Raw genomic sequence first — 17,042 nt, 5'->3', positions numbered from 1 at the left:
TACAAACTCTCTAGACTTCCATGATCACCAGACTTGAAATCGAGCGCTTGAGAGGAGCCGGGAATGTCGAAAAAGCTCGTGGTGGGACTGTCGGGCAATTTGACCCGGCCCTCAAAGACCAAGGCGTTCGTCAGCCACATTGTCGGGCAAGCCGCCGAAAGCATCGGCGCGGCCTCGGCGGTCTTCGACATCGATGATCTCGGCGCGTCCCTGCCGCAGGCAAGGCGCCTTGGCGACCTCGAGCCGGCGGCCCGCAACATCGTCGAACGGCTGCTGGTCGCCGACATCCTGGTGGCCGGCTCGCCTACTTTCAAAGGCAGTTATACCGGGCTTTTCAAGCACTTCTTCGACCTGCTCGACCCGTCCTCGCTGAGGGGCAAGCCGGTCATCCTCGGCGCGACCGGCGGTGGCGAGCGCCATTCGCTGATCGTCGAGCACCAGCTGCGGCCGCTCTTCGGCTTCTTCGAGGCGCTGACCATGCCGACCGCGATCTACGCCTCCGACAAGGACTTCGCCAATGGCGTGCTGACGTCGGATGCCATCCACGCCCGTGCCCGGCAGGCGGTGGCCGAGGCGTGCCGGGTAACCGGAGTGCCTTACGGCGTCGGGCTTGCCGCCTGAAACACGCCGCTGATCCGAGATCCCCGTCCCGATCCATCCAGGAGCACGCCGCAATGACCCGATCCAAAAAATCCAGGCAAATCAAACTTGGCGCTTTCCTGCCCGGCGGCGGCCAGCACATCGCCGCCTGGCGCCATCCCGAGGCGCCGGCCGACGGCGCGACCAATTTCGAGTTTCACAAGCAGCTTGCGCTGACCGCTGAGCGCGGCCTGTTCGACGCCTATTTCCTCGCCGATAATCTGACCGTCGGCCTCGGCGCCCGCGAAGGCGGCAACGCCAAGATCGCCGGCTTCGAGCCGGTGACGCTGTTTGCCGCCCTTGCGCCGCTCACCACGCATCTCGGCTTCATCGCCACCGCCTCGACCACCTATGAGGAACCCTACACCCTCGCCCGCAAGTTCGCCTCGCTCGACCTGCTGTCGAATGGCCGCGCCGGCTGGAATGTCGTCACCTCGGCCGGCGACGACACCGCGCGCAACTTCAATCGCGACATCCAGCCGAACCATGCCGAGCGCTATGCGCGCGCCCATGAGCATGTCGAGACGGTCAAGGCGCTGTGGGACAGCTGGGAGGACGACGCCTTCATCCGCGACAAGAAATCGGGCCGCTTCTACGACAAGGACAAGCTCCACGACATCGATCACAAGGGTGCGCATTTCAGCGTCAAGGGCCCGCTGAACGTGCCGCGTCCCGTGCAGGGGCACCCGGTGGTGGTGCAAGCGGGGCAGTCGGAGGACGGCCGCAAGCTCGCCGCCCATTCTGCGGAAGTCATTTTCACCGCCCATCAGAACCTGGCGTCGGCGCAGGAATTCTACCGCGACATCAAGGCGCGCGTGATCGCCGCCGGCCGCGATCCCGAGCAGGTGCTGATCATGCCCGGCGTAGCACCTTTCGTCGGCCGCACCGAAGAGGAAGCCCGCGCCAAATACCAGCAGCTGAACGATCTCATCCTGCCCGAGGACGGCGTCGCCCTGCTCAACGGGCTGGCCGGCCAGACGCTCGACATCACCGGTTATCCGCTTGACGGGCCGCTGCCGCCGAGCAGGGAAACCGAAGGCATGAAGAGCCGCCAGGCGCTGATCCGCCAGATTGCCGACGAGCACAACTTCACCATCCGCCAGCTCTACCAATGGGTGGCAACGGCGCGCGGCCATTACACCGTCATCGGCAGTGCCACTCAGGTCGCCGACCAGCTGGAGGAATGGTTCGGCAACGAGGCCGCCGACGGCTTCAACATCCTGCCGCCCTGGTTGCCCGGCGCGCTTGACGATTTCGTTGAGCTGGTGATCCCCGAACTGCAGCGCCGCGGCCTGTTCCGCACCGCCTATGAAGGCAGGACGCTGCGGGAGAACCTCGGCCTCAGGCGGCCGGAAAATCCCTGGACCGCCGCCCGGCCGGCCGTGCTGGCCGCCGAATAGCTCCCTAAGCGCCCGATAAGCCCTCGAAGCAAAAGGCAAAGACGATGACTTTGCAGCACATCGAACAGGCCGCCGGCATCGGCACGCGTGATCGCAACACCAGCATCGGCACGGATTTCCTGCGCCTCGGCGGCCGGGCGGGTGCTCGCTTCCTCGCGCGCTACGGCGTCCTCATAGCTTTCCTCGCACTCTGGCAGGTGTCGAGCAGCGCCGGATGGGTCAACGCGGCGGTGCTGCCGCCGATCGACACGATTGCCGCGGCACTTTGGAAGGGGCTGGCCGGCGGCACCTTGCTCGGCGACATAGCCATCAGCCTGCAGCGCGCCGGTTTCGCCTTCGCCGCCGCCGTGCTGGTCGCCATCCCGCTTGGCCTGTTCATGGGCCAGGTGCGCGCGGTCGAAACCGCGCTCGATCCCATCCTGCAGGTTTTCCGGCAGACCTCGGCGCTGGCGCTCTATCCGGTGTTCATCCTGCTTCTGGGGCTGGGCGAGGCGTCCAAGGTGTTCGTCATCTTCTGGGCGACGCTGTTCCCGCTGCTGCTCAACACCATCGGCGGCGTCAAGGAAGTCGATCCGAAACTGCTCGAAATGGCCCGCGTCTACGGCGCCAATCAGCTCACCGTCTTCCGCCGCGTCGTGCTGCCCGGCGCGGTGCCCTCGATCTTCGTCGGGCTGAGGCTCAGCGCCACCACGGCGCTGCTGCTGTTGATCGCCTCCGAAATGATCGGCGCCAACAAGGGCATCGGCTTCCAGGTGATGAACGCGCAGTACAACTTCCAGATCCCGCTGATGTTCGCGGCGATCGTCATCCTCGCCGGCCTCGGCCTGATCGCCAACCAGGCGCTGGTCAGCCTGCAGCGGCGGCTCTGCCGCTGGAGCAATGCCGTCGACTGAGCAGCCTTTTTCGCCATCTCCCAACCAGGCCCCCGAACCGGGCCAGACAGAGGAAGACCGGACCATGAAAATCTCCCGCCGTTCCCTGCTTGCCGGCGCGCCCTTCGCCGCCGGCCTTCTCGCCGCCAGCCTGCCGCGCTTCGCCCTTGCCGAAGCCGCACCCGTCAAGTTCCGCTCCCTCGCCAGCCGTGGCAGCATCTCTCCGCATGAGCTGGCCGGCGAGCTCGGCTATTTCAAAGGCCTCGGTATCGAGGTCGAGAATGTCGGCTATTCCGGCGGCGGCCCGGAATCGTTGTTTGCGCTCGCCTCCGGCAGCGTCGATATCGGCTCGGCCGCAACCGCCGCCGTGATCAATTCGATCTCCGGCGGCAACGACTTCGTCGCCGTCTATCCGAGCAACGGCATCAACAGCAAGGTGCGCAGCGTCTTCTACGTGCTCGACGACAGCCCGATCAAATCGATCGCCGACATTGCCGGCAAGACCATCGCCGTCAATACGCTCGGCGCCCATCTCGACTACACCGTGCGCGAGGCGCTGCACAGCGTCGGCCTGTCGCCGGACGCCGCCAATCTCGTTGTCGTACCCGGACCGCAGCTCGAGCAGACCTTGCGCTCCCGCCAGGTCGACATCGCGGCGCTCGGCTACTGGCAGGCGACGTTTGCCGGGGCGCTGGTCGACAATGGCGGCGTGCGCGGCGTGTTCAACGACACCGACGTGCTGGGCGAGCTGGCCGGCGGCTTCGTCGTGCTCAGGCGCGACTTCATCGCCGCGCATCCCGACGCCGCCCGCAATTTCGTCGAGCAGTCGGCGCGCGCCTCCGACTGGTCGCTGCAGAACCCCGACGAAGCGCGCAAGGTGCTGGCAAATATCCTCGACAAGCGCGGCGAAAACGGCGAGCTGGCGCGCTACTGGACCGGCTTCGGGCTGCGCCAGGGGGCCAAGGCGACGGACCGCGACATCGATTTCTGGGTCAGCGTGCTCGAACGCGACGGCCGCCTGCCAAAGGGTAAGCTGAAGGCAGCAGACATCCTCTACCGGCCCGGCGAAACCAAGACCAACTGACAAGGCCAACCGGCAAGGCAATCAGCTGGGAGATGAGCGCGATGAGCAGCACAAGCGGCGGTGAGGTCAGCATACGCGACCTGTCCAAATCGTTCAGCATCGGCGGGCGTTCGCTTGCCGTGCTGAGGACCCTCAATCTCGACATCCGCTCGGGTGAATGCCTGGTCATCGTCGGCGCCAGCGGGTCAGGCAAGACAACGCTGCTGCGCATCCTGGCCGGACTGGAGGCGGCCGACAGCGGCGGCGTCGCCATCGATGGCAAGCCGGTGCACGGCGTCGGCGCCGAGCGCGCGGTGATTTTCCAGGAACCGCGCCTGCTGCCCTGGCTGACGGTGCTCGGCAACGTCGCCTTCGGCCTCGAAGTGCGCGGCGTGCCGAAGGCCGACGCCGAGGAACGGGCGCGCTTCTATATCGCGCTCGTCGGCCTCGCCGAATTCGGCGATGCGTTTCCAAGGCAGCTGTCGGGCGGCATGGCGCAGCGCGTCGGCATTGCCCGCGCCCTGACCGTGCAGCCCGAGATCCTGCTGCTTGACGAGCCGCTGGGCGCGCTCGACGCGATGACCAAGATCGGCATGCAGGAGGAACTGGCGCGCATCTGGAGCGAGGAGAACGTCACCATGGTGATGGTGACGCACGACCTCGAGGAAGCGATCTACCTCGCCGACAGGGTGCTGATCCTGCCCAAGGAGAAAGGCGGCGCGGCGCGGCTGATCGACATCGACCTGGCCCGCCCGCGCGAGCGCAGCGAAAGCCGCTTCGTACGCTACCGCGAAGAACTGCTGCGCGAATTCGGGCTGCACTGAAAGCCGCCTAAGAGGCTTGGATCCCGCGTCCCGCGAAGCGGGAGCGAAGCGGGGAGAGGTGTCTCGGCGAAGCCGAGACGGAGATGGGCCTTCCTTCGAGTGCCCTGCACTACGCTCTTTCCTGGAACCGGATTCCCCGCCTCGGCATTTCCTTAACCGGGAGGCAAAGGAGCGCGGCATGAAAGCTTTGTTCGCAATCTTTGGCGGCTTCGTCCTGACGCTCGCCGTATTCGCCAGCGGTCTCGCCTTCGCCACCTGGCTATTGATAGCCAAGCCGGTACCGCCGGCCGCCCCGGTCTCCAGCGTCGCCGAACTGTGGGCCAAGGATCCGCGCCCGGTAAACCCGGCCTCGCAGCGCCTCGAGCGCCTCCCGGCCCGCCCGGTTCCCGTTCGCACCTCGGAAGTTGATCGCACCTCCAAACCCGCCGACACCGCCGCAGCTTCGACAGCCGACGCCACCGCCACCGGCTCCATCAAGCCACCAGCGGAAGAGCAGCAGCAAGCGCTGCCCGCCGCTCATGTCGAATGGTGCGCCAGCCGCTACCGCTCCTACCGGCCGGACGACAACCGCTACACCTCCTACAGCGGCCAACAGCGCCCCTGCATCTCGCCCTATCTCGACATCACCGATGACGGCAGCTACGTCGAGGCGAGCGATACATCGTCGGTGGAGGGCTACGCCCCATCGGATGAACCCGGCGACGCCGAGCTCTCATCCGATCACGTGCAATACTGCTTCAGCCGCTACCGGTCATATCGACCGGAAGACAACACCTACCAGCCATATTCCGGCGGGCCGCGCCGGCAGTGCGAGTAGCGCGGGCCGCGGTGGCTGGCGGCCGCAGTGCATGGCGCCTTGTGCGACCAACGATCACGCAGATTTCTTGGATCGTTCGGGTTGGCACGGCGTTCATCCGATACCCAAAGGAGAAATCAACATGGGCGACGACCGGGAAGACAAGATTCGTGAGCGCGCATACCAGATCTGGGAACGTGAAGGCGGGATCCATGGCGATCCCGAGCGGCATTGGCACCGGGCCGAGGCCGAGATCGACAGGGAGGCAGCCCTGCCGCTGACGGCAGGCGATGCCCTGCCGGAAACCCGCGAGGTCGCGAGCTCCGACGTCTTGACGGTGGAGGCCCTGGCGGTGCGCACCGGCATATCGGGCGAACAGGCGCAGGAGCTGATCGACAGGCTGGGCAACGACCGGGCGGCGATCGAGCAAGCCGCGCGCAACCTCAAGGGGAAGCGCCGGCCCTAGCCAGGGAGAGACAGATGATCAGAAAACTCAAAGACGGAAAATACCGCCTCTATTCGCGCAAGAAGGACGAAAAGACCGGCAAGCGCCGCAATCTCGGCACGTTGGATACCCGCGAGGCCGCCGAGAAGCACGAACGGGAGGTGCAGTACTTCAAGCGCCATTGAGGGCGGCGTGCCGTCGCTTGCCAGGCAGCCGCGCCGGAATGCCTGGCGGAACCTGAATTCCAGCCCGTAACAAGGCGTCGCGAAGCCGCTACCGCTCCTACAGGGCAAGGGACGGTCCTACAGCGGAGCGGCGCCCCTGCATCTCGCCCTATCTCGATGCGGTGCTGCCGACCGCGCAACTCCCCGCCGATGGCAGCGACTACGTCGAGGCGAACGACGCTTCGATGGAGGTCCCGCCGGATGAAACCGGCGCCGCCTGGCTTCCGCCCTACCACGTGCAATATTGCTTCAGCCACTATCGTTCCTATCGGCCGGAAGACAACAGCTACCAGCCCTATTCCGGCGGCCCGCGCAGGCAGTGCCAATAGGTGGGCGCTGAGGGCGCCTGGCGCGCGTCGGTCGGCATCTATGTGCTGCACCTTCCGGAAGTAGGCGATCTGTTACATGTGTCGTCGGAATATCGCGCGACGGGCGATAGTCTCCCAGTGAAGAATTGCTTGTACCGGCTGGTTGCAGATAGATGGTCTGCAATATTGGGGGGTGTTCGCAGTGGCTGAGGAAAAAGGCTATAAGCTGGGCGACGATCTGCCGAAATCCAACCCTTGGCGGGATGACCGTCTAGGGTATGCTCCGTTTGCAAAGCGGATAGCGACAGTCATCATCAAAATGACAGCACCAAACGGCTACGTGATCGGCGTTCACGGCCAGTGGGGGAGTGGGAAGTCGACCGCGCTCAACTTCATCTTAGAATATTTGAAGAAACACAACGCCGAGCACGAAAATGATCAGATAACCCATATCGATTTTCGGCCTTGGATTGTGTCCGGTCATCAGGATCTGATTGTCGCTTTCTTCAAGATACTGTCGGAGAGACTAGGACCGAAAGGCACCCGTTGGACGCGGTTTCAGAATTGGATTGCCGGGTTGATTAGCGGAACAACGGATAATCTGGTGGACGCTGCGGCGACTGTGGCCTTGACTGTCGACCCGAGCGGCGGTGCAGCTTCCGGATTTGCAGGCAACTTGGCAAAGAAGTCGGTCAACGCACTATTAGGTCGGTACCTCGAAAATCCGTCTTTGCAAACGGCATATGAGGACTTGAAAAGTCAACTTGGCCGTAGCGGCAGACGCTTTGTAGTCACGATCGACGATATGGATCGGCTAGAAAACAAAGACGTGAAATCGATCATGCAGATGGTAAAAAGCATCGGCCAACTGCCCAACGTCGTTTATCTTTTGGCCTACGATCGCGATATAGTCTGGGAAGCTTTGGATCACGGGACGGATCGTGGAAGACCGCGCTTCGCGGAGAAAATCGTTCAGCAAGAAATTGAACTTCCGCGGCCCGCCAAGAACGCACTTCTTACCATCCTTGATCAGGAGATCTCCTTTCTAACCGGCACGACTGAGGACACCTCGCGCTGGCACTACATCGTCCGCGACGGGATTCGGCGGTGGATACGGTCGCCACGCGATGTGGTGAAACTCTGAAATTCTCTTGGCAAGCGTTGGAGGGAGAAATTGACGCTCAAGACCTCCTCGCTATTGAAGGGGTGAGACTGTTTGACCAAGGCTCGTTCAACTGGATTCGAGACAGCAGAGATTTTCTCTTCACGGAAGGGCGCTTTGTTATGGCGCAAGACGACGTGAGGAAGACCGCAGTGGAGGGCCTCAAACGGCGAATCCCCGACGAAGTCCAGCCGCAGGTCCTTCGGGTGCTATCAGTGCTGTTCCCGCAGGCGGCCAAATGGTTAGAAGGTCAGCAAGCCTCTGGTGATGAAGCCTTCATAGACGTGACCAAACGACGTGGTATTGGGAGCGAAGCCGGCTATGACGCTTACTTTGGTCTTCACCCGTCTTCCGATGCAATTCCTAAGGCGGTCATCAACGATCTTATGTCGAATCTGGAAGATGCCGACGCGATCGAGACCATCATTCGAAGCTACAGCGGAAAGAGAAATAGCCGTGGCGAACTGATGATCGCCAAGCTCCTTGACGAATTGCGCGTGCAGTACCGTGCAAGCCGTCCTGCGCAGCCGACCCAAGCCCTTCTGGATGCCTTGTTTCGGATCGGTGAAGACGTCATCGGTATTGATTGGGACGGTAATATGTTTGGGCTATCGCCGCGGGCACAGCTCGGGTTTCTTATTTGGAATATGCTGGAGCAGTGGGGGGTGGAGGAGGCAGGTAGCCACCTGATTGCAGCATTCGAAAAAGCTGCCTCACCAGCATTTGCAGCCGACATATATGTCGATCGTGGCCGTGAACTAGGCGTATTTCGCTCCGACTCCGGCGAACGGCCAGTAGTCAGTCAGGAGCATTTCGAGAAGCTCGGTGCCATTCTCATCACGAAAATCCAAGCCGCGGCTCACGACGGCACTTTGGAAGCCGCACCATTCTATTTTGACCTCACTAGGGCGTGGGCGCATATCGCTGGTGCGGCGGCTCCTAAGGCGTGGCTTGCTGCTGGTATATCCGAGAGCGCCGAGTTCATGGCGAAAGCCGGCAGAGGCTTGGTCAGTTATAGCGTTGGAACGAAAGAGCGCCGATATACAATGCGAGACGCTCCTGAGCCGCAGTTCTACGATTTGTCGTTGCTCGTCGAAGCAGGGAAGAAGCACCTAAAGTCCGACCTGAGTAAGGACCAGCGAAATCTGCTGACAGAGATTGTGCGCGGGTCCGAGCAACTGCTAAAGGGCCAGTCGCCGGAAGAGACGCGAGATGAACAACATGAAGGATGACGGCGCGTCAACCGCATCGCCCAACTGGATGTCCGGGTCTCGCCACCTCTGCACCCCTACCGCGCTGCCCGCCGGCTCTCCACCGCGTCAAGTCGCTCCTGCAGATGCCCATTCAAAACAATCATCTCCTTGAGCGCCTTCACCGCATCGCCCTTATGCCGGGCGATGAACCTGTCGGCGATGGCCTGCAGCGCAGCCTCCTGGCGGCTGTCCAGCGTCACGATGTGGTCCATGGCGGTGCCTCCGAGCGTTCCTGTTGAAATTGAACAAAACGGGAACAAAAGTGTCAAGAGCGAATTGACTCTGCGAGGAATGCCTTCCTATTTGTCAGTAGGTGGGGCGGTTGCTCACAAATCGAGGAGAGCCGCGATGGGCAGACGAAAAAGCCGGTTCGACAGGCTGTCGGCGAGGGATGCGGAGGCGATCATCAGGGACGCTTTGAGCCTGCGCCGGACGGTGCTGTCGTCGCAGCTGCATCTGAAGGCGCATGGCGAGCTGTTCTGGCAGCTTTACGGGCTTGTCGAGAAATTGCACGAGGTGCTGGCCAGCGTAGCGGAGAAGGAGCCCGATTATCGGATGGCGGAGCTTGGCCTGCTTCCCCTCCCCGAGGATTACTCGACCCGGAAATGAGCCATGGCCGGGCCGATGGACAGCGTTGGGCGTGCCGCCAAGGCCAACATGCTGCCTATCGTGGAGTGCGGCCACTGCTACCACGTCGGGCGCTTCAGGGCGAATGACGTGGCCCAGGTGGTGGGCTGGAACAAACCGCTGGAAGCGATCAGGTTCAGGTGCAAGCGATGCAGCCGCAAGGACACGACGGTGAAGACGCAGTTCATCGATCAGGATCATCCGCCCAAGGGCTACATCTGGGTGCTGCAGAAATTCAAGCGCTAAAACAATGAGCCTTGCGCCGGCGCCTGCTGCGGAAACTTGATCTGCGTCGCCGGTTTGTCGACGATCACTAGCGCGTCATCGGGCGCCGTGCGCTGCAGGTGTCTTGCCTCCGACCATGGCGCGCTGAGCCAAGCCTCGGTTTCTTCCGGCGTGGTCAGGATCACCGGCATTGCCTTGTCGTGGATCGGCGCGATCAGCGCGTTGGGCCTGGTCGTCATGAAGCCATAGACCTGGTGCTCGGCGGGGCCGTCCTTGACCTTGCGAATGCCCTGCCAGCGCGTCCACAGGCCGGCAAAGAAGAACAGCGGGCGGTCCTCGCCGAGTGCAAACCAGAAGTTGCGCTGAATGCCGGTCTCGGGGTCCTTGTCGCCGGGCGTCGGGCTGGGCTCGGCGAAGCTGGTGACGGGCACCACGCAGCGGTTCTCGATGCCGAGATATTGCTGCCAGTGGCCGTATTGCGGATTGCGGATGTTGGTGGTGCCGTAGTCGGCCTTGCCCTTGACCCGCTCCAGTGGCGTCGGCATGCCCCACAGCAGATTGGCTAATTCGCGTTCGCCGTCCGGCGCATTGCGCACCACCGGGCCTGGCTGGTTGGGATAGATGTCGATGGAGGGTTCGAGATTGCCGAGGATATCGCGCAAGGCGCGGGTCCACTGGCGAATGGCCTCCTGGCTGGTCGTGATATTGTAAAGATTGCACATTTCAGGCCGTTCCCGGATGCTCAGGCATCTTGTTGGAAACGGCCCGGAATTTCCAGCGCTGTCCGTCGGGTTGCTGACACGGCAGGCCGTGTCAGCAATGGTTTTGTGAGACCTACCGCGCCGATTGTCTCATAGCTTGTGCGGCGACTGCCGCGAGAAAAGCCCTGGCCGCGGCATCGCAGGCCGCTCGGGACGGACCCTTGGCGAAAAGGAGAAGCTCGGCGGCTCGCATGTTGAGCCCGTGCTTTCTCGCGAATGTGACCAGATCGTAGGGTTTGTTGTCGTAAGGCTCGTCGTCGTCGTAGTCGATCGTCAGATCGTAGTTTTCTTTCATTTTCTTCCTCCCTTTAGCGATCTCCCCCCTCCTGTCGCTAACGCAAAATTAACGTCGATGGCGTCGGGCGAGTCCACCAATCAGAGATTGTGTAAGAAACGTACCGGGGCTGTGCGAGGTCAGATGTGCAGCCTCGCACCGGGTCCGGTGGGCAAGCGCCGCGTACCGACCCGATCGAAACCCGGCCTTCGGGCAGGCTAATTGTTAGGACGTTGATAAGCATTTGGTAATAAAAGGCGGGAAATGAAATGCTGGCTTGATCGGGCATCTATGATGCTGTCGTTCTCAGTGGGCCTGTGACGTGCGCATCAAAAGCCAGATCCTTCTCAGTATGATGGCCGCCGCGGCTTTGATCGGGGTGGTCGGCGGCGTTGCGATTTTCACGCAGATGGCGGCGATCAGGGCGTTGGGGTTGACCGAAGCGACCAATGTCGCGCGCGAACTGGCCAACACGATCGTGTTCAGGTCATCCGATGGGGCGCCGTCGCTGTTCGACCGACCCGACGCGCTCCGGGAGTTTTTGGAGCATCAGCACCATGGTTCGCGCAGGGATTTCCTGGTCGTCGATCGCAACAAGGTCCTTCTGGCCCACGCTTCCGACGAGGACCACAAGGTCGGCGACAAGTTCGATCACGACGCCGGCGATGAAGTCGGCCAGACTCTGAAAGATGGCATCTCCCGCAGGTTTGAGGATGCTCATGAGGCCAACGACATGCTGGTCGTTCCGATCGAACATCCCGAGGACACGATCATCGGTGCCGTGCTCCTGGAATACGACCCGTTGCTAGGCGATGCCGAACGGCGCACCAGCAACATGCTTTGGTTGGTTGGCCTCAGCGCGACAGCCGCCATGCTGGTTGCGGCGGGATTCGCCGCTGTACTGCTGCGTCGTTTCGGTACCGGCCTTTCTGGCATGATGGGAGGCATGGAATCGCTGGCCAAAGGCAATGCCATGACGCGTGTAAGCTACACCGGCAAAGATGAGTTCGGGCAGCTGGCGCACGGCTTCAACATGATGGCCGCCGAATTGGAATCGGCGCGGGCCCACATCGAGGATATCGTCGAGACGGCGGCTGAAGGCATTGCCGTCCTCGACGGTGATGGCCGGATTGCCAGCGTCAATCCCGCGGCGGTCTCGATGATCGGGCGGCGCGCCAACAAGATCGTCGGCCAGGAGTGGCGCTCGGTCATGACGATACGTGATCCGAAAGGCGACGAATTCGCCGCCGGGACGTCTCCCATCGAGCTGGCCTTGACCTCGGGCCGCCAACACCAGGGCGAAGTGCGCTTGACCAAATTGGACGGCTCGCATTTGCCGGTGATCGCGAGTTGCAGTCCGCTCAGCAAGTCGGACGGAAGCCTCGTCCTCACGCTCAACGACATCAGCGAACTGCGCCGCGCGGAGAGCGTTGTGAACGAGCGTGCCAATCAGCTGGCTGGGCTGAACCGCGAATTGCACGAGAAGTCGGAAACAACGTCCCGTCTGGTGAAGCTGGGGGAGCTGCTGCAGGCCTGCGTTACGTTTCCTGAAGCGTTTTCAGTGGTCGGCACCGCCATGGCCGAGTTCCTCGGCGGCTTAAGCGGAACCGTCCACCTGACCAGCGCCTCGCGTAACCTGGTGGAAGAGGTAGCGCATTGGGGCGCCGTCCGGTCGAGCGCTGGCCAATTTGCGCCGGAAGACTGCTGGGCGTTGCGGCGCGGCCAGGAGCATGTCGCCGGCCCGGGCATGTTGTCGCCGCGTTGCGCCCATATCACCGAGAATGGCGGCAAGGGTTACGTCTGCATGCCGCTGGCGGCGCAAGGCGAAACACTGGGCATCTTGCATTTGTGTGAACCGAATGCGGCGGACAAACCGCAATGGCTGGCTGAAAGGCAGCAGATCCTGCGCGGCGTCGTCGACACGCTGGCATTGGCGCTGGCCAATCTGCGCCTGCGCGAGACGCTGCGGCAGCAATCGATCCGCGATCCGAATACCGGTCTGTTCAACAGACGGTATCTCGAGGAGACCAGCAGCCGTGAACTGCGCCGAATGGAGCGCTCGGGTCAGCCATTGGTCGTCATGATGCTTGACGTCGATCATTTCAAACAGTTCAACGATACGTTCGGCCACGAGGCCGGTGACCTGGTGTTGAAGCAAGTTGCCGCCACCTTGATCGAGCATGCCAGGGATAGCGATGTCGTATCGCGCTATGGCGGCGAGGAATTCGCCCTTGTGATGCCGGGGTGCTCGCTTGAAGAGGGTGCTGAGCGGGCGGAGGCGCTGCGCCAGGCAATCAGACAGCTTCACCTGGCGCATCGAGGCAGGACGCTGGGCACTGTTACCGTTTCGTTCGGGGTGGCCGCTTACCCCGACCACGGAGCGGGCTGGGCCGAACTCACAAATGCCGCGGATCATGCGCTCTACGAGGCCAAGGGTGAGGGTCGCGATCGGGTCGTGGTTGCGCGCAACAGCGCCCCCGGCGAGCGACAAATCCAGTTGGTAACGGCTCCCAAAAAATAGCCGGACGCCATCTTGCCGCTGATTGCCAAGCGACGCTCGCACGAAGGCCAAGCCGGCCTCGTTGGGTTCGACTAAAGAATAAATCCGGCTAATAACACCGTAAGGAGCAGTGACAGCGGAACGGCTGCAAGACACCAGATCTCCAACGTGTTGTTTTGCCGCGGGTCCATCGTCAGCCTCACTTTTTTATTTTGTCATTGTGACACCAACGGTTGGCCGGAGGTAGCGGTTCCAAGCGACGGTGTTCATAGAGCGCTGCCTGTGCTGCATATTAGCAACAGCTTGACGACCGCTGAGCCCTGTCCCGCCTGGACAACTTCAGTTGGCGCCGGATTGGATGCGCATTCCGCAGGAATGCAAGCGCCCTCCGCATCAGCCGTGCGGGGATCGATCGACGCCCATGATCAGCGCCGAGCCGCATGCCCCGGAACCCGATGGCTGCATCTATCCCCGGACGAAGTTTCGCTACCACCGAGCCGATCCGATCTTCACTCACAGCCAGCGATGCCCGTTCGCAGGGACCTAAGTCTGACCTGCCTGCGCAATGGTCCCGTGCACAGGCAGTTTCGGGAACAACTGCGCCCGTCTTCAGTTGATGGCGTCACCTCCTCGAGGAGACATCGGCGCAGAATCAGTCCCTTCATGCGCTGATTGGGGTCCGCCTGCCATTGCTGGATTTGGCTGGCGGACCCTTGGTTCTGTATGCTCCAGATCGAAGGCGGGTAAGCTCGGGATCACACATCACCCCAGAAATCCTGCAGAGAAGCATGGCGGAGGTCTTCCTCATCCCTGAGATGCTTGACCTGGCTTGACATTCGAGACGACCTCACAGCGCGCGCAGCGGGGTCGCCCTCAGCCCTCCAGCGCCTCGTGCTGGTAAAGCTCGTCCATGCTGAGCGTCGCCAGCGCGGCGAAGGGTGCCTGCTTTTTCACGCGGCCGTGGCTCAGGATCACGACGTCGTCGCAGAACGAGATGGTGCTGCGATGATGGCTGATGACGATGGTGGTGCGGCGGCCGGCGCGCGACTTCAGCGTTTCGACGATCGCCGCTTCCGATAGCCCGTCCACAGCATTGGTGGCTTCGTCGAGGATGAGGATATCGGGATCGCGCACCAGGGCCCTGGCCAGTGCGATCCGCTGCCGCTGTCCGGCTGAAAGGTTAACGCCGCGGTAGCCGACGACGGTCCTGTAGCCTTGCGGCAGTTGCTCGATGAAGCCATGCGCTTCGGCCAGTTTTGCCGCGCGCTCGGCATCGTCGGCCGAGGCGGCGTCCTGGCCGTAGACAATGTTTTCGAAAATCGTGCCGTCGACCAGTTCCAGCTCCTGGCTGGCAAGTGCAATGTGCTTTCGCCACTGGCTGGGGTCGATGCGGTCCAGCGGCGATCCATCGACGAGGATCCTGCCGCTATCCGGTTCGACAAAGCGGCACAGGAGATTGACGATCGTCGTCTTACCGGCGCCCGACCGGCCTATCAGCGCGGTTGAGCGGCCGCTGCGCAGGTCGAAGCTCGCCGCATGCAGCACCACCGCGCGCTGTTCCGAACCGGAATAGGTAAAGGTGACGTCCTCGAACTTGATGCCTTGGCTGAGCCCGGGGAACGCCGCGTCACCTTGCGGCGGCTGGGGCTTGCCGGATGGGTCCAGCATCCACGTCACCTCTTCAAGCGATCCGCTCAGGCCCTGCAGCTGGCTCCAGGCCATTTGCAAAGACCGCATATAGGGCTGCAGCCTGTAGAGCAGGATGACGAAGGCGACGATCAGCGGGAAGCTGACATTGGCGAACCAGGCGCCGATCACCACCGCCAGGAACAGCATGGCGTGCAGGATTTCGGTCAGCGGCGGCAACGCTCCCTGACGGGTCAAAAGCACGAAGGCGGCGCGGCGCACCGCATCCGACGCCTGGTCGAATGCCGCCTTCTCGCGTTGCTCCTGGCCGAAGATGCGGATCAGCCGCCCGGCATGCACCAGATGCAGCATCTGTGAGGCGAGCTGGCTGTTACGGGAGGCGACGCTGCGGCTCGGCGCCTTCAGATTGGCGGACAGCATGGCGTGCGCGACCTGCACCAGCGCCAGGCCCAGCGTGACCAGCAACGTCATCTGCCACGACAGGAGCAGCAGGAAGGTCAGCAGGATGATCGCGGCCGATGCGTTGACGATTGCCCCCAGCGTGATCTGGATGGCATCCGAGGCCCGCCAGGATTCGTTGGAGATGATGTTGAGCAGCCGCCCGGGACTTTGCTGCAGGAAGAACGGGTACCCTACCCTGACCAGCTGCTCCGACAGCGCGCTGCGGATCGAATGGCTGGCCTTGCCGTAGATGAAGGTGGTCAGCAGCGTGTTGGCGTAGGCGAACAGATTTTTCAGAACGATCGAGCCGAGGATGGCGACCGATATGACGATCAGCCGGTCGCGTTCGCTCAGGCTCGCTCCGACATGCTGGAAGACGGCGGAAAAGCCTGCCATGCCGGTCTGCCCCTGTTGCCCCATGATTATGTTCAGCAACGGGATGATCAGGCCGATACCGAAGCCTTCAAGTGCCGCGCTGAGCAGCCCGAGCACCACTACGGCCGGAAGCAGGCGCAACTGCTTTTGCCCGAGCGCGCGACGCAGCATCGGCAGGCTGGGCGGCATCAGTCGCATGATAGCGGATCACCTCGCCTCGGCATTTGCCTGTTGCTCCTGTCGCATCTCCGTTGTCTTTGGCGATTTCGCCAGCAAAAGCACCGCGAACTTGGCCGCGCCGAGCAGATTCATGCCGATGATCGGCCAGTGCGACAGCTTGAGTTCACGATCGAACAGCGGGCCTTTCCTCAGTTCGCGCAAGGCTGCCCTCATCGACCAGTAGAAATGCCGAAGCAGCCACGGCGCGTGGCGGATATGCTTCAGGCAAAGCCCGCCATTGCCCATGCTGTAATCGCGATGCAGCTTTTCGATGGCCTTGCGGTCGCGCCGGCCGTGATGGTGATAGATGGTCATGTCGGGCACATATTCGACCGGAATGCCGAGCAGCACGGCCCGGACGAGATAGTCCGTATCTTCCGCGGAGCGCAGCGGGCCGCCGGCGCCGAAGCGTTCGTCGAAACGCCCGATTCGGGCGGCAACATCGCGGTGCATCGTCATGTTGCAGCCAAGCACGAAGCCGCCGGGATGGACATCCGGCGTAAGCCGCGCGCGCACCGGCGACCACTTGATGGTGAACGGCAGGTCGCGGGGGTCGCCGATCTCGACGCGGCCGCCGCGGATGACCCGTTCGCCGGCCGCATAGTGCCGCTGCAGATCGCGCAGATAATCCTTGTGAACCGCGCAATCATCATCGACGAAGACCAGCACGCGGCCCCGCGCCCGCTCCAGCCCGGCGTTGCGCGCGGCCGCCAATCCGGGTCGCGGCTCGCAAATGGCAGTGAACGGGATGTCCGACAGTTCGGCGATGCTGGCCAGCCGTTTGGCCGTGCTGTCGGTCGAGCCGTTGTCGACAACCACCAGCTCGGCGGCAAAGTCGGCATGGGCACGACACGCGGCCTGGATCGAGCTGATGCAGGGCTCGAGTACGGCGACACGGTCGCGTGTGCAGACAATGAAGCTGACCGCCGGCGCCGGTCCTTGCTGCGGCCGCGGCGACATGGCCGCCGGCATCATCGAGCGGCCGCG

The 17,042-nt window shown here is 62.7% G+C and carries 19 protein-coding genes; 14 read left to right on the top strand and 5 right to left on the bottom strand.

The features are described from left to right. Nucleotides 1–63 precede the first annotated feature (63 nt). The 11 genes from msuE to NKJ13_RS20125 all read left to right on the top strand — a co-directional run bounded on the left by msuE (nt 64) and on the right by NKJ13_RS20125 (nt 8,965). Complete coding sequence (gene msuE, locus NKJ13_RS20175) at nt 64–621, top strand: FMN reductase (RefSeq protein WP_352740109.1); 558 nt, start codon at nt 64–66, stop codon at nt 619–621. A 53-nt stretch (nt 622–674) separates the two neighbouring features. Continuing rightward, nucleotides 675–2,039 carry an LLM class flavin-dependent oxidoreductase gene (locus NKJ13_RS20170; RefSeq protein ID WP_352740107.1) on the top strand — a complete coding sequence of 455 codons (1,365 nt, stop codon included), beginning with the start codon at nt 675–677 and terminating at the stop codon, nt 2,037–2,039. A gap of 44 nt (nt 2,040–2,083) precedes the next feature. Beyond that, the gene (locus NKJ13_RS20165; protein ID WP_352740105.1) at nt 2,084–2,932 is read left to right on the top strand and encodes an ABC transporter permease; all 849 of its coding nucleotides are present in this window, start codon (nt 2,084–2,086) and stop codon (nt 2,930–2,932) included. A gap of 64 nt (nt 2,933–2,996) precedes the next feature. Beyond that, the gene (locus NKJ13_RS20160) at nt 2,997–3,995 is read left to right on the top strand and encodes an ABC transporter substrate-binding protein (RefSeq protein WP_352778041.1); all 999 of its coding nucleotides are present in this window, start codon (nt 2,997–2,999) and stop codon (nt 3,993–3,995) included. A gap of 32 nt (nt 3,996–4,027) precedes the next feature. Next, the gene (locus NKJ13_RS20155; RefSeq protein ID WP_352740101.1) at nt 4,028–4,798 is read left to right on the top strand and encodes an ABC transporter ATP-binding protein; all 771 of its coding nucleotides are present in this window, start codon (nt 4,028–4,030) and stop codon (nt 4,796–4,798) included. Between the two features lie 178 nt (nt 4,799–4,976). Then, nucleotides 4,977–5,615, top strand: a complete 639-nt coding sequence (locus tag NKJ13_RS20150; RefSeq protein WP_352737390.1) for a BA14K family protein — start codon at nt 4,977–4,979, stop codon at nt 5,613–5,615. Between the two features lie 121 nt (nt 5,616–5,736). Further along, entirely contained in the window at nt 5,737–6,060 is a 324-nt protein-coding gene (locus tag NKJ13_RS20145) for a DUF2934 domain-containing protein (RefSeq protein ID WP_352737389.1), read from the top strand. A gap of 14 nt (nt 6,061–6,074) precedes the next feature. Then, nucleotides 6,075–6,224, top strand: coding sequence for a hypothetical protein (locus tag NKJ13_RS20140; RefSeq protein ID WP_352737388.1), 150 nt, complete (start codon nt 6,075–6,077; stop codon nt 6,222–6,224). A gap of 161 nt (nt 6,225–6,385) precedes the next feature. Continuing rightward, nucleotides 6,386–6,592 (top strand): BA14K family protein, encoded by a 207-nt coding sequence (locus tag NKJ13_RS31610; RefSeq protein WP_502899839.1) that lies wholly within the window; start codon nt 6,386–6,388, stop codon nt 6,590–6,592. Between the two features lie 181 nt (nt 6,593–6,773). Beyond that, a complete protein-coding gene (locus tag NKJ13_RS20130; protein ID WP_352737387.1) occupies nt 6,774–7,715 on the top strand; it encodes a KAP family P-loop NTPase fold protein in 942 nt (313 codons plus the stop codon). Next, on the top strand, nt 7,679–8,965 hold the full coding sequence (locus NKJ13_RS20125) for a hypothetical protein (protein WP_352737386.1): 1,287 nt from the start codon (nt 7,679–7,681) through the stop codon (nt 8,963–8,965). The genes NKJ13_RS20130 and NKJ13_RS20125 overlap by 37 nt, the downstream gene beginning before the upstream one ends. 56 nt (nt 8,966–9,021) lie before the next feature. Here NKJ13_RS20125 and NKJ13_RS20120 read toward each other — a convergent pair whose 3' ends face one another. Further along, on the bottom strand, nt 9,022–9,198 hold the full coding sequence (locus NKJ13_RS20120; RefSeq protein ID WP_352705670.1) for a hypothetical protein: 177 nt from the start codon (nt 9,196–9,198) through the stop codon (nt 9,022–9,024). A 136-nt stretch (nt 9,199–9,334) separates the two neighbouring features. Between NKJ13_RS20120 and NKJ13_RS20115 the strand changes: the two genes are divergently transcribed. Together NKJ13_RS20115 and NKJ13_RS20110 are read left to right on the top strand one after the other, a co-directional pair. Beyond that, nucleotides 9,335–9,595 carry a hypothetical protein gene (locus NKJ13_RS20115; RefSeq protein WP_352507145.1) on the top strand — a complete coding sequence of 87 codons (261 nt, stop codon included), beginning with the start codon at nt 9,335–9,337 and terminating at the stop codon, nt 9,593–9,595. A 3-nt stretch (nt 9,596–9,598) separates the two neighbouring features. Beyond that, the gene (locus tag NKJ13_RS20110) at nt 9,599–9,859 is read left to right on the top strand and encodes a hypothetical protein (RefSeq protein ID WP_352737385.1); all 261 of its coding nucleotides are present in this window, start codon (nt 9,599–9,601) and stop codon (nt 9,857–9,859) included. On the opposite strand, the gene NKJ13_RS20105 is transcribed toward NKJ13_RS20110, so the two are convergent. Beyond that, a complete protein-coding gene (locus tag NKJ13_RS20105; protein ID WP_352507144.1) occupies nt 9,856–10,560 on the bottom strand; it encodes an SOS response-associated peptidase in 705 nt (234 codons plus the stop codon). The genes NKJ13_RS20110 and NKJ13_RS20105 overlap by 4 nt on opposite strands. Nucleotides 10,561–10,672: 112 nt before the next feature. Continuing rightward, on the bottom strand, nt 10,673–10,894 hold the full coding sequence (locus tag NKJ13_RS20100; RefSeq protein WP_254819423.1) for a hypothetical protein: 222 nt from the start codon (nt 10,892–10,894) through the stop codon (nt 10,673–10,675). Nucleotides 10,895–11,195: 301 nt separating this feature from the next. Here NKJ13_RS20100 and NKJ13_RS20095 point away from each other — a divergent pair, with 301 nt between their 5' ends. Beyond that, nucleotides 11,196–13,394 carry a sensor domain-containing diguanylate cyclase gene (locus tag NKJ13_RS20095; RefSeq protein WP_352737384.1) on the top strand — a complete coding sequence of 733 codons (2,199 nt, stop codon included), beginning with the start codon at nt 11,196–11,198 and terminating at the stop codon, nt 13,392–13,394. 852 nt (nt 13,395–14,246) lie between these two features. On the opposite strand, the gene NKJ13_RS20090 is transcribed toward NKJ13_RS20095, so the two are convergent. Both NKJ13_RS20090 and NKJ13_RS20085 read right to left on the bottom strand, forming a co-directional pair. Beyond that, nucleotides 14,247–16,034 carry an ABC transporter ATP-binding protein gene (locus NKJ13_RS20090; RefSeq protein ID WP_502899840.1) on the bottom strand — a complete coding sequence of 596 codons (1,788 nt, stop codon included), beginning with the start codon at nt 16,032–16,034 and terminating at the stop codon, nt 14,247–14,249. A 9-nt stretch (nt 16,035–16,043) separates the two neighbouring features. Beyond that, nucleotides 16,044–17,030: a glycosyltransferase family 2 protein gene (locus NKJ13_RS20085; RefSeq protein WP_502899842.1), complete on the bottom strand. Its 987-nt coding sequence runs from the start codon at nt 17,028–17,030 to the stop codon at nt 16,044–16,046. Nucleotides 17,031–17,042: the final 12 nt, after the last annotated feature.

The organism is Mesorhizobium sp. M0174 (assembly GCF_040322275.1).
Taxonomy (GTDB): Bacteria; Pseudomonadota; Alphaproteobacteria; order Rhizobiales; family Rhizobiaceae; genus Mesorhizobium.
The sequence above is the reverse complement of the archived record's forward strand: the minus strand, read 5'-3'. Positions and strand labels throughout refer to the sequence as shown.